This is a genomic window from Mesorhizobium sp. M1027, from assembly GCF_040318745.1.
In the GTDB taxonomy this organism is placed as follows: Bacteria; Pseudomonadota; Alphaproteobacteria; order Rhizobiales; family Rhizobiaceae; genus Mesorhizobium.
The window spans coordinates 18,258-30,633 of record NZ_JAMYMW010000018.1 but is presented as its reverse complement, the minus strand read 5'-3'; the positions used below and the strand labels follow the sequence as shown (position 1 = coordinate 30,633).

Genomic DNA, 12,376 nt, shown 5'->3' with positions numbered 1-12,376 from the left:
CCGTTTGGCATGCTGTGCCGCGCGGCGATGAGGGCGTCTGCGCGCATGTTCGATTGACCTTCCACAAACTTCGCCCTTTTAAAACCAAGCGGACGCAACCGCCACAGGAGCCGATCATGGATGCCATCGCCACCCGCAACGACCTGCAATCCAATGCCAAGAAAGAGTGTATCGATCTTCTCAATGCCCGCCTCGCCGACGCCATCGATCTGGCCTTGATCACCAAGCAGGCGCACTGGAACGTCAAGGGACCGCAATTCATCGCCATCCACGAGATGCTCGACACGTTCCGCGAGGAGATCGACGGCCATGTCGACACCATCGCCGAGCGCGCCGTACAACTCGGCGGGACGGCGCTCGGCACATCGCAAGAGGTGTCGAAGGCGACTATGCTCGAGGCCTATCCGACCGACATCCACAAGACCCGGGATCATCTGGCGGCGCTGATCGACCGCTATGCCGCAACCGCCAAGCGGGCACGCGCGGCGATCGACGAGGCGGCTGGCGCGGGCGATGCCGACACCGCCGACATCTTCACCGCCTATTCACGCTCGCTCGACAAATTGCTGTGGTTCCTTGAGGCGCACACGCAGGAGAAGGAATAGCCAAAACGTCAGCCGGCCATCGCCTTGCGGCGAGGGGCTTTGGACTGAGCGGACGGTGCCGCCGCATGGCCGGCCAACGCCGTCATAATCTCGGCTACGGCGAGTGCGGCGATCACCTGCGGGCGCTTGTCCTTAACGGCATCGCCGCCGATCGGCGAGACGAGGCGGGCAAATTCCGCCTCGCTTCCGTCCGCCGATTTCAGGAACCAGTTCCGGAACGTCGCCTTCTTGGTTCTGGAGCCGATCATGCCGACATAGGCGGCATCCCGGCGTTTCAGAGCCTCGGCAACGATCAGGAAGTCCAGCGCATGGTCATGGGTGAGGACGACGAAGGCCGATCCAGCCGGGGCTTCGCGCACCATCGCCTCAGGCATCGGCGTCAGCTTGGTTTCGACTGCTTCCGGCATGCCTTTGAGCGCCTCGGCTCGCGTCTCGACAACGACGATATGCACCGGCAGCAAGGCCATCGCCGAGGCCAGCGCTTGGCCGACATGGCCGCCGCCGAGGATGTAGACATGCGGTAGCTGCGCTTCCTCGGCTTCCGCCGCCGCAACCAGCTTGGCTTCAAGCGCGGGGTCGACCAGCTGGATCAGCAGCTCGACCCTGCCGCCGCAGCACTGCCCGATCTCCGGGCCGAGCGCGATGTCGAGGGTATCCCTCCCCCTTGAGGGGAGGGTGGCGGCGAAGCCGCCGGATGGGGTCGCCGCGGCAGTGCTCGACGCACCGGCGGTGCCTTCTGAGACGACCCCCTCTGGCCGCTCCGCGGCCATCTCCCCCTCAAGGGGGGAGAAAAGCATCTGCCGCGCTTTGTCGATCGCCATGTATTCGAGCTGGCCGCCGCCGATCGTGCCGAAAGTGGCCGATCCTGAGACGAGCATGAAGGCACCTGTCTCGCGCGGCGTCGAACCTTTTGTCCCGGCCACCTCAACTAAGGCGACCCGGCCGGCGCCGGCAAGAAAGGCTTTCAGGCTCTGCACTTTCGCGTTCATCATTTCGTGTTCCCTATCGGGAAATATAGAGTTTTTCGGCCTGAATTGCACGTTTTCCGGGATTCAAGCGCCGGTCTTGGCTTCCCGCTTCAGCCGTTCGATCGCCATCAGCACACGCTCCGGCGTGGCCGGCGGGTCGAGGCGTGGGCAGATCTTGTGGCCGGCAACGCTCGCCACTGCGTCCGACAGCGCATGCAGCACCGACATTGCGAGCGGAAAGGGCGGCTCGCCGACCGCCTTGGAGCGGTACACCGTCGGCTCGCCTGCTTGCGCCCAGTCGGCCAAAGTCACATTAAAAATCTTCGGCCGGTCCGACGCGAGCGGGATCTTGTAGGTCGATGGCGCATGGGTGCGCAGCCGCCCCTTGTCGTCCCACCACAGTTCCTCCGTTGTCAGCCAGCCCATGCCCTGGATGAAGCCGCCCTCGATCTGGCCGAGGTCGATGGCGCGGTTCAGCGAGCGGCCGGTTTCGTGCAGGATGTCGGTGCGCTCGACGATATATTCGCCGGTCAGCGTGTCGACAGAGACTTCCGAGCACGCGGCGCCATAGGCGAAATAGTAGAAGGGCCGGCCCTCGCCCTTGTCGCGGTCCCAATGGATTTTCGGCGTCTTGTAGAAACCCGCCGCCGAAAGCTGGATGCGCGCCATATAGGCCTGCCTGACGAGATCGGCGAAGGCGATCTCCTGGTTGCCGATGCGCACGCGGTTGGGCAGGAACAGTACCTGGTCGCGCGGCACCTGATATCTCTCGACGGCAAAATTGGTCAACCGGTCCTTGATCTGGCGGGCGGCATTCTGCGCCGCCATGCCGTTGAGATCGGAGCCGGAAGACGCGGCGGTGGCCGAGGTATTCGGCACCTTGCCGGTCGTCGTCGCGGTGATCTTGACCTGATCGAGGTCGATCTGGAACTCTTCCGCCACAACCTGCGCCACCTTGACATAGAGGCCCTGCCCCATCTCGGTGCCGCCGTGGTTCAGATGCACCGAACCGTCGGTATAGACATGCACCAGCGCGCCGGCCTGGTTGTAATGGGTGGCGGTGAACGAGATGCCGAACTTGACCGGCGTCAGCGCCAGTCCGCGCTTGATGAAGCGGCTATTGGCATTGAAAGCATCGATGGTGCGGCGGCGCCTCGCATAGTTGGAACTCGCCTCCAGCTGGGCGACTATGCGGTGGATGATGTTGTCCTCGACCGTCTGGTGGTAGGGCGTGATGTTGCGGTCTGAGGTGCCGTAGAAGTTCTTCTTGCGGATTTCGAGCGGGTCCTTGCCGACGGCAAACGCGACTTCGTCGATGACGCGCTCGGCGCCGACCATACCTTGCGGGCCGCCGAAGCCGCGAAAGGCGGTGTTGGATACCGTATTGGTGTAAAGCGGCGCCGATTGCGCGTGCACCGCCGGCCAGAAATAGGTGTTGTCGCAATGGAACAGCGCGCGGTCGGTGACCGGGCCGGAGAGGTCGGCCGAGAAGCCGCAGCGCGCCGCGAACATGAAATCTACGCCCAGAATATTGCCCTCGTCGTCGAAGCCGATCTCGTAGTCGACGAGGAAATCGTGGCGTTTGCCGGTGGCGATCATGTCGTCGTCGCGGTCGGGCCGGATTTTCACGGCCCGATGATGTTTCTTCGCGGCGATAGCGGCCAATGCCGCAAACTGATTGCCTTGCGTTTCCTTACCGCCGAAAGCGCCGCCCATCCGGCGGATTTCCACCGTCACCGCGTGGCTCGGAACACCGAGCGCATGGCTGACCATGTGCTGGATTTCACTCGGGTGCTGGGTCGAGGAATAGATGGTGACGTCGTGGTCCTCGCCAGGGATGGCCAAGGCGATATGGCCTTCGAGATAGAAATGCTCCTGGCCGCCAATGCGCATTTTTCCCTTCAGCCGGCGCGGCGCCGCATTGATCGCAGCCGCTGCGTCACCGCGCTTCAGCGTCAGCGGCGGCGTGACCAGCTTGTCTTTCCCGGGATTGAGCTCGCCGATATCGGCGACGAACGGCAATTCCTCGTATTCGACCTTGGCCAGCCTTGTCGCGCGGCGCGCCTGCTCGCGGGTTTCAGCGATGACACAGAAGATCGGCTGACCGAAAAATTGCACCTTGCCGTCGGCCAGCACCGGCTCATCGTGACGGCCGGTCGGCGAAATGTCGTTCTCGCCTGGCACGTCGCTCGCGGTCAGCACATCGACGACGCCGGGTGCGGCGCGTACCGCCGAAAGATCCATGCTGGTGATGGTGGCATGCGTCGCCGTCGAAAGCCCAAGGCAGCCGTGCAGCGTGCCGGCCGGTTCCGGCATGTCGTCGATGTAAACGGCCGTGCCACTGACATGCTTGTGCGCGGAATCATGGCGCTGGTCAGTGGCGACGCCGCCGGCGATTTTTTGCGCCTTCAGGTTTGGCGTGGCGTGCTTGTTCATCATGCCGCCTCGTGCCGTGATACCTGGATCGGCGCCCGGGTGCCGGTGGTTTCGGCAAAGAAGCGCAGCAGCAGGTTGCGTGCCGCCAGCGCCCGGTATTCGGCGCTTGCCCGCATGTCGGTCAGCGGGGTGAAATCGCCGGCGTACGCGGCCATCGCCGCCTCGACCGTCGCTTCCGTCCAGGGCCTGCCCAGCAATGCCTTTTCGACGCCAAAGGCGCGCTTCGGCGTTGCCGCCATGCCGCCATAGGCGATGCGCACATCCGCCACCGTGCCATCCTCGGCGAGCTTCAGGAAAAACGCGCCCAGCGCTGCTGTGATGTCTTCGTCGCGGCGCTTGGTGATCTTGTAGACTGCAAATTTCGTCTCGCCGGCCGGCACCGGGACATGCACGGCCTCGACGAATTCGCCGGGCTGCCGGTCCTGTCGGCCATAAGCGATGAAGAAATCCTCCAGCGGGATCGTCCGCCGCTTGTCGCCGCGGCGCAGCGTCAGGCGGGCACCGAGTGCGATCAGCGGCGGCGGCGTGTCGCCGATCGGCGAACCGTTGGCGATATTGCCGCCGATGGTGCCCATGTTGCGCACCTGATCGCCGCCGATGCGATCGAACAGCGGGCCCAGCGCCGGGATGCGTTTCGCCAGCGTCGAGAAGGCCTCGCTATAGGTGACACCGGCGCCGATCGAGATGACGCCCTTGTCCTCGGAAATCCCGCACAGACCATCGAGATTGCCGATGAAAATCGCCGGCGCAATATCGCGCATGTGCTTGGTCACCCAAAGGCCGACATCGGTCGAACCCGCGACGATGGTGGCGCCCGGCTCCTTGATCAGCACGCTGGCCAGATCGTCGGCATTGGCCGGCACGATCAGCCGCTTGTTGCCGGAGCCGATCTCGATGCGCGAACCGTCCTTCATCGCTTCGAGCTTGGCCGTGACTGCCTTGCGCTCCACCGCCAACGGATCCTTTGCCGCCGTGCCGTAGCTGGAGATGGCACGTGCGGCGCGCATGATCGCCTCGTAGCCGGTGCAGCGGCAGAGATTGCCTTGCAGCGCCTTTTCTATTGCCGCGTCCGACGGCTCCGGCGACCGCATCCACAGCGCATAAAGCGACATGATGAAACCCGGCGTGCAGAAGCCGCATTGCGAGCCGTGAAAATCGACCATCGCCTGCTGCACGGGGTGCAGCTTTCCTGCGCCGCCGCGCAGATGCTCGACGGTCACGACATGCGTGCCGTCCAGCGAGCCAAGGAAGCGGATGCAGGCATTGACGCTTTCATAGACCAGTCTGCCGGCCGAGAGCCTGCCGACCAGCACCGTGCAGGCGCCGCAGTCGCCCTCGGCGCAGCCTTCCTTGGTGCCGCGCAGCGAGCGGTCGAGCCGCAGCCAGTCGAGCAGGGTCTGGTCGGGTGCAACCGTGCCGAGCGCGACGTCCTCGCCATTGAGGATGAAGCGGATTTCGTTGCGTGTCTTGATCCCGGCCATCTCAGCTTCCCCGGTAGGTCGAATAGCCGTACGGCGACAGAAGCAGCGGCACATGATAGTGCATCGGCTCGGCCATACCGAAGCGGATCGGCACATGGTCGAGGAAGGCCGGTTCCGCCAGTTTTGTCCCTTGCCCGCGCAGATAATCGCCGGCCGCAAAGACCAGCTCGTATTGGCCGGTGCGGAATTCCGCGCCGGCAAGCAGTGGAGCATCGCAGCGGCCGTCATCATTGGTGACAACCGTTTTCAGATGCGTCCGGGCCTGCCCGTCAAGATGATAGAGCTCGATCGACAGACCGGCCGCCGGTTTGCCGGCCGCTGTATCGAGGACATGGGTCGTCAGGCGCCCGCCTTCGGCTTTCGACGTTTCCGCCACTGGCTGCTCCATTCCCTGAACGGTCGAACACTATTCATGAATTGTGCGCCAATTAAAGGCGATGCATAAGTCCCGGTCGAGCGGAGCGCGACAAAAACACTTTCAAAAATTTCGGGGGAATGCGCAGGCACTCCTTTCGACTATCCTGATCACAATTTCCGGCAGGAGCGAGAATGCGTTACGAACGAGACATGCGCGGCTACGGAGCCAATCCGCCGGATCCGAAATGGCCCGGCGGGGCGCATGTCGCGGTGCAGTTCGTCGTCAATTACGAAGAGGGCGGCGAGAATTGCGTCCTGCACGGCGACAAGGCTTCGGAGGCTTTCCTGTCGGAGATCGTCGGCGCCGCGCCCTGGCCCGGCCAGCGCCACTGGAATATGGAATCGATCTACGAATACGGCGCCCGAGCCGGCTTCTGGCGATTGCTGCGCCTGTTCAGCGAGGCACAGGTGCCGATCACCTGCTATGGTGTTGCCACGGCCCTGGCGCGTTCGCCCGACCAGGTTGCGGCGATGCAGGAGGCCGGCTGGGAGATCGCTTCGCACGGGCTGAAATGGGTCGACTACCGCGACCATACCGCGGAAGACGAGCGCCGCGACATGGAGGCGGCGATCCGGCTGCACTATGAGGTCACAGGGGCGCGGCCGACCGGCTGGTACACCGGCCGCACCTCGATCAACACGGTGCGGCTGGCGGCGGAAGAGGGCGGCTTCGACTATGTGTCGGACACATATGACGACGAACTGCCCTACTGGTTCGAGCATGTGACACCGGACGGGTCGGCGAAGCCGCAGTTGGTCATCCCCTACACGCTCGACGCCAACGACATGCGCTTTGCCACGCCGCAGGGCTTCAATTCGGGCGACCAGTTCTTTGCCTATCTCAGGGATAGTTTCGATACGCTCTATGCCGAGGGCAAGGCAGGGCGGCCGCGCATGATGAATATCGGCCTGCACTGCCGTCTGGTTGGGCGGCCGGGCCGGGTCGCGGCACTGAAGCGCTTCATCGACTACGTCAAATCACACGACAAGGTCTGGCTGGCACGGCGCATCGACATTGCAAAACATTGGCAGGAGACGCATCCGTTCCGGTTGCCGGCGCTGCGCCCGTCGAAAATGGAGTTCGAGGCCTTCGTCCACACATTCGGCGGCGTGTTCGAGCATTCGCCGTGGGTTGCCGAGCGCGCTTATGGGCTGGAGCTCGGCCCGGCCCATGACAGTGCCGGCGGCCTGCACAATGCGCTCTGCCGCGTGTTTCGCGCAGCAAGCGAGGCCGAGCGGCTTTCCGTGCTCAATGCCCACCCCGATCTTGCCGGAAAACTGGCGCAGGCTAGAAGGTTGACGGACGAATCGGCCAAGGAGCAAGCTTCGGCAGGGCTCGACGCGCTGACCGAGAAGGAGCGCGAGCTGTTCGCAAAACTCAATGCCGCCTACGTCACCAGCTTCGGTTTCCCCTTCATCATCGCGGTGAAAGGCAGGACCAAGGCGGAGATCCTGGCCGAGTTCGAAGCGCGTATCGGCAACAGCCACGACGTCGAATTCGAAACCGCCTGCAGACAGGTCGAGCGCATCGCGCTGCTTCGTCTCAAGGACATGCTTCCGCAATAGGGCTTTGGCTGCCGCGATAGGCCTTGGCTTCCGCAACAGGCTTGAATTTATGGATATGATGAAAATGGCCGAGCGAACCTATTATGCGCCGCAAGGCGGACATCCCGGCCAGAGTGAATTGCTGACCGGCCGCGCTGTGTTCACACAGGCCTATGCCGTGATCCCCAAAGGCGTGATGCAGGACATCGTCACCAGCGCTTTGCCGTTCTGGGATGGGACACGCGCCTGGGTGCTGTCGCGGCCGCTGTCGGGCTTTGCCGAGACGTTTTCGCAATACATCGTCGAGCTCGCGCCCGGCGGCGGCAGCGACCGCCCTGAGCTTGACGCCGCCGCCGAAGGTGCGCTGTTCGTGGTCGAAGGCGAGCTGTGCGTTTCGCTTGCCGGCAAGAAACATAGCTTAAGGCCGGGCGGCTTTGCCTTCCTGCCGCCGGCGAGCGGGTGGACGGTGCGCAATGAAAGCGGCGGCGCCGTCCGCTTCCACTGGATCCGCAAGGCTTATGACGCAGTCGACGGCATCGATACGCCGCAAGCGTTCTTCGCCAACGAACAGGACATCGCGCCGACGCCGATGCCGGGTACCGAAGGCCGATGGGCGACGACGCGCTTCGTCGATCCGGCCGACATGCGCCACGACATGCATGTCACCATCGTCACGCTCGAGCCTGGTGCGGTCATTCCCTTCGCCGAGACGCATGTCATGGAGCACGGGCTCTATGTGCTGGAGGGCAAGGCGGTCTACCGTCTCAACCAGGACTGGGTCGAAGTCGAAGCCGGCGACTATATGTGGCTGCGCGCCTTCTGCCCGCAGGCTTGTTATGCCGGCGGGCCAGGCAAATTCCGCTACCTCCTCTATAAGGACGTCAACCGCCACGCCAAGCTTGGCAGCGCCGGCGTCGCGAGACCTACACCATGACCCGCATCGTCGCGCGGCCGCTGACCCGCAAGAATTTCGCCGAATTCGGCGACGTCATCGATATGGGCGGCGACAACCATTATCCGATCAATGGCGGCAAGGCCGAGCGCTACCACGACCTCGCCACCGCGGAAGCACGAGGGCCGAATGCGCGCGTGCTGATCTCGATGGTGCGTGGCACGCCCTATGAGCTGCCGTTGAAGCTGACCATGGTGGAGCGACATCCGTTCGGTAGCCAGGCCTTCATCCCGCTGTCACCACGGCCGTTCCTGGTCGTCGTCTGCCATGATGGCGAGGAAGGACCTGGCGAGCCGCACGCCTTCATCACCGCGCCCGGGCAAGGCGTCAACTACCCGCGCAATCTGTGGCACGGCGTGCTGACGCCGATCGGCGATGTCCAGGATTTTGTGGTCGTCGACCGCGGCGGCGACGGCTCCAATCTCGAAGAGTGCCATTTCTCCCACCCTTACGAAATCCATCTTCCCGACGGGAGCCGGTGATGACCGACATTTCGCTGATCGATCGCCTGCTCGATGTCATCGAGCACGACATCGTGCCGAAGACCGTCGAAGGCGTCGCGCACGGCAACAAACTGTTCGGCGCGGCGATCCTGCGCAAGGACGACCGTTCGCTGGTGCTCGCCGAAACCAACAACGAGATCGAAAATCCGCTCTGGCACGGCGAGATGCATTGCCTGAAGCGCTTCTACGAAATGCCTAAGGCCGAACGCGTCGATACCAAGGACGCGATCTTTCTTGCCACGCACGAACCCTGCTCGCTCTGCCTGTCGGCGATCACCTGGACCGGCTTCGACAATTTCTACTATCTTTTCAGCCATGAGGATTCGCGCGACAGCTTCGACATCCCGCACGATCTGAAAATCCTGAAGGAGGTCTTCACCCTCGATCCCGGCGGCTACAATGCCGAGAATGCCTACTGGAGGAGCTTTTCGATCCGCAAATTGGTGCGATCGCTGCCTGAGACCGAACGCAAGCGGCTGGAGGCGCGGATCGGCACAATATCAGCGCGCTATGACGAGTTGTCCGCCGCCTATCAGGCCGGCAAAGACGAAAACGACATTCCGCTGAATTGAATGCCGCAAAGTTCAATGGCTTGAATTGCCACCTTTATGGTGGCATATTGCGTTATGGAGAAACGCAGACCCACTTACGATCTTGATGCAATCAAGGCCGAGATGGGTTCTGTCGACACGCTGGCAATCACGACGTCCGCCCTGCGGGATGCCATTGGGCTGGGCTTTGATCGCGCCGGTATTGTCGAGGTGATCGGCGGCATCACGCGGAAGATGTTTGCAAAGTCGATGACGACGTTCGCCGACCATCGTGTCTGGCAAGATGTCTATTACGTGCCAGCACGCGACCTGGTTCTCTACGTGAAATTTCAGGCGGACGTCGTGACCGAATTCACAGTCATGTCGTTCAAAGTGACTATGGCGATGAAAGAAAATCATGAAACGAACAGCATGACCTCCCCCGAAACAGGAGAAACGCTGACGCGTGGGGTGCGTCCGTTCACTGTGACTTACAAGGGCGAGAGCATGATCGTCGACCTTCCGGGTTATTATCCCTCTTCGGGAAGTGAGGGCGTGCATGTCGGAGACGACATGACCGTCGTCGATGCAGCACTCCGCATCCTCAAAGAAAAGATCGACGGCGTTCCGGCACCGGCCACCATCCGTCGCGTGCGCACAAAGCTCAAACTGTCGCAGCGCGAGGCAGGATCCTTATTCAAGGTCGGCGAGAACGCTTTCGACAAATACGAACGGGGTCTGATCGAGCCGAGTGGCCCAACCATTCAGCTGATGACGCTGTTGGAAAGACACCCGGAGTTGGTGCACGAGTTGCGGTAACTGCGTGGCACCGGGACAGGTCGCATAATTTGCTGCTCCAGTCGCGAATAGCGATTGAAAGTCGTCTCGCTGCGGGGCGTTATGCCCCGCATGAAGATCGTCACTGAATTCCCACGAAAGATCGTCGAATTTCCGGATATGGGGATCATCATGCCGGACGGCTGCCGGCTGGCGGCGCGGGTGTGGATGCCGGCCGATGCTGCCGACGATCCGGTGCCAGCAATCCTCGAACACCTGCCCTATCGCAAGCGCGACGGCACGATCTATCGTGATCAGCTGACGCATCCCTATTTTGCCGGCCACGGCTACGCCTCGATCCGCGTCGACATGCGCGGCAATGGCGATTCCGAAGGGCTGATGGACGACGAATATTCCGAGCAGGAATTGCAGGACGCTTGCGACGTCATCGCCTGGGCGGCGGACCAGCCCTGGTGCAACGGCAATGTCGGCATGATGGGCATTTCGTGGGGCGGCTTCAACTGCCTGCAGGTAGCGTCTAAGCAGCCGCCGGCGCTGAAGGCGGTCATCAGTCTCTGTTCGACGGTCGACCGCTATGCCGACGACATCCACTACAAGGGCGGCTGCCTGCTGATCGAGAATTTCGGCTGGGCCTCGACCATGCTGTCCTATTCGTCAAGGCCGCCGGATCCGTTGCTGGCCGGCGACAACAGATGGCGCGACCTGTGGCTGACCAGGCTGGAGAACCAGCCCTTTCTGGCACCGCTGTGGCTGAAGCACCAGCATCGCGATGCCTATTGGAAGCGCGGCTCGATCTGCGAGGACTATTCCGCCATCCATGCCGCGGTGCTGTCGATCGGCGGCTGGCATGACGGCTATCGCAATACGATCTCCCATCTCGCCGCCAATATCGAGGCGCCGGTCAAGGGCATCGTCGGCCCGTGGATCCACAAATACCCGCATTACGCCGCGCCCGAACCGCGCATCGGTTTCCTGCAGGAGGCCTTGCGCTGGTGGGACCGCTGGCTGAAGGACATCGACACCGGCATTGAGGCCGACCCCGCCTACCGCGCCTATGTCATGGACAGCGTGCGCCCGGCGCGTTGGCATCCGGAGCGACCCGGCCGCTGGATCGCTGAATCGGAATGGCCGTCACCCAACATCAAGACGCAAGAGGTTGAGCTTATCGCTGAAGGCAAGCACGCTATCGTCGCTTCGCCGCAAAACTGCGGCCTCGCCGGTGGCGAATATTTCCCCTTCACCTTTGGACCGGAACTGCCGGGTGACCAGCGTCCCGACGACGCGCTGTCGGTGTGTTTCGACCAGCCGGTGCTGACCGAAGCGATCGACATCGTCGGTGCTCCCGAAGTTTTGGTCAGAGTCTCGGCGGACCGGCGCCAGGCGAACATCGCGGTTCGGCTGTGCGACGTCCACCCGGACGGAGCGTCGGAGCTGATTTCCTACGGCGTGCTCAACCTGACGCATCGCAACTCGCACGAATTTCCCGAAGCGCTGGTGCCCGGCGAAACCGTCAGCGTCCGGGTGGTGCTCGACCAATGCGCCTACCGCGTGCCGGCCGGCCACCGCTTGCGCGTTGCCGTTTCGAACGCCTACTGGCCCATGATCTGGCCGTCGCCGGAACCGGTCCGGCTCGACCTGTCGGCCGCGACATTGATGCTGCCGCTGCGCCCGCCGGCGACAGGCGATGAGGTCACCTTCCCCGCCTCCGAAGGCGCGACGCCCTGGGCAACGGAGACACTTCGGCCCGCCAATTCCGAACGTCATGTCGATCGCGACGAAAAGACCGGACTGATCACGCTTTTCATCGTCGACGATTTCGGCGAAGTGCGCGACCTGGAGCATGGCCTCGCCCACGGGAGCATCGCCAGAGAGACATGGGCGATCCATCCTGACGATCCGGTATCAGCGTCGGGCAAGACGCATTGGACCCAGACGCTGTCGCGAAATGAATGGTCGGTGCGCACCGAAACGTTCGCCGAAATGCGCTCCGACGCGCAAAGCTTCATGGTTAGCGCCAGAATTGAAGCTTATGAAGGCGAGAAACTGGTCTTCGAGCGCAACTTCAAGGAGAAAATCCCGCGCGTACTGCTTTGAGCGCTTATAGCGATTGGTCCAATTGCGACGCACGATTTACGCCACGG

11 protein-coding genes are annotated in these 12,376 nt (G+C 62.8%); 7 read left to right on the top strand and 4 right to left on the bottom strand.

Annotated features, from left to right (window positions below):
- The first annotated feature begins 116 nt into the window (after positions 1-116).
- A complete protein-coding gene (dps, locus tag NKH50_RS27330; protein WP_023676226.1) occupies positions 117-605 on the top strand; it encodes a DNA starvation/stationary phase protection protein Dps in 489 nt (162 codons plus the stop codon).
- 8 nt (positions 606-613) lie between these two features.
- On the opposite strand, the gene xdhC is transcribed toward dps, so the two are convergent.
- The 4 genes from xdhC to uraH all read right to left on the bottom strand — a co-directional run bounded on the left by xdhC (position 614) and on the right by uraH (position 5,866).
- Entirely contained in the window at positions 614-1,594 is a 981-nt protein-coding gene (gene xdhC, locus NKH50_RS27325; protein WP_352882292.1) for a xanthine dehydrogenase accessory protein XdhC, read from the bottom strand.
- Positions 1,595-1,657: 63 nt separating this feature from the next.
- Positions 1,658-4,009, bottom strand: a complete 2,352-nt coding sequence (gene xdhB / locus NKH50_RS27320; protein ID WP_352882231.1) for a xanthine dehydrogenase molybdopterin binding subunit — start codon at positions 4,007-4,009, stop codon at positions 1,658-1,660.
- Entirely contained in the window at positions 4,009-5,490 is a 1,482-nt protein-coding gene (xdhA, locus tag NKH50_RS27315; protein ID WP_352700910.1) for a xanthine dehydrogenase small subunit, read from the bottom strand. Before xdhA ends, xdhB begins: the two co-directional genes overlap by 1 nt.
- Before the next feature lies 1 nt (position 5,491).
- Positions 5,492-5,866 (bottom strand): hydroxyisourate hydrolase, encoded by a 375-nt coding sequence (gene uraH, locus NKH50_RS27310; protein WP_352505907.1) that lies wholly within the window; start codon positions 5,864-5,866, stop codon positions 5,492-5,494.
- A 173-nt stretch (positions 5,867-6,039) separates the two neighbouring features.
- On the opposite strand from uraH, the gene puuE reads away from it, so the two are divergent.
- The 6 genes from puuE (at position 6,040) to NKH50_RS27280 (ending at position 12,329) form a co-directional block, all read left to right on the top strand.
- Positions 6,040-7,473, top strand: coding sequence for an allantoinase PuuE (gene puuE / locus NKH50_RS27305; RefSeq protein ID WP_352882226.1), 1,434 nt, complete (start codon positions 6,040-6,042; stop codon positions 7,471-7,473).
- Between the two features lie 49 nt (positions 7,474-7,522).
- Positions 7,523-8,386, top strand: a complete 864-nt coding sequence (locus NKH50_RS27300; protein ID WP_352882222.1) for a bifunctional allantoicase/(S)-ureidoglycine aminohydrolase — start codon at positions 7,523-7,525, stop codon at positions 8,384-8,386.
- Complete coding sequence (locus tag NKH50_RS27295; protein ID WP_352882219.1) at positions 8,383-8,886, top strand: ureidoglycolate lyase; 504 nt, start codon at positions 8,383-8,385, stop codon at positions 8,884-8,886. Before NKH50_RS27300 ends, NKH50_RS27295 begins: the two co-directional genes overlap by 4 nt.
- Positions 8,886-9,479 carry a nucleoside deaminase gene (locus NKH50_RS27290; RefSeq protein ID WP_254816009.1) on the top strand — a complete coding sequence of 198 codons (594 nt, stop codon included), beginning with the start codon at positions 8,886-8,888 and terminating at the stop codon, positions 9,477-9,479. The genes NKH50_RS27295 and NKH50_RS27290 overlap by 1 nt, the downstream gene beginning before the upstream one ends.
- A 54-nt stretch (positions 9,480-9,533) precedes the next feature.
- Positions 9,534-10,256, top strand: coding sequence for a type II toxin-antitoxin system MqsR family toxin (locus tag NKH50_RS27285; RefSeq protein WP_352882217.1), 723 nt, complete (start codon positions 9,534-9,536; stop codon positions 10,254-10,256).
- Between the two features lie 90 nt (positions 10,257-10,346).
- Positions 10,347-12,329: a CocE/NonD family hydrolase gene (locus NKH50_RS27280; RefSeq protein ID WP_352882215.1), complete on the top strand. Its 1,983-nt coding sequence runs from the start codon at positions 10,347-10,349 to the stop codon at positions 12,327-12,329.
- The last annotated feature ends 47 nt before the right edge of the window (positions 12,330-12,376 follow it).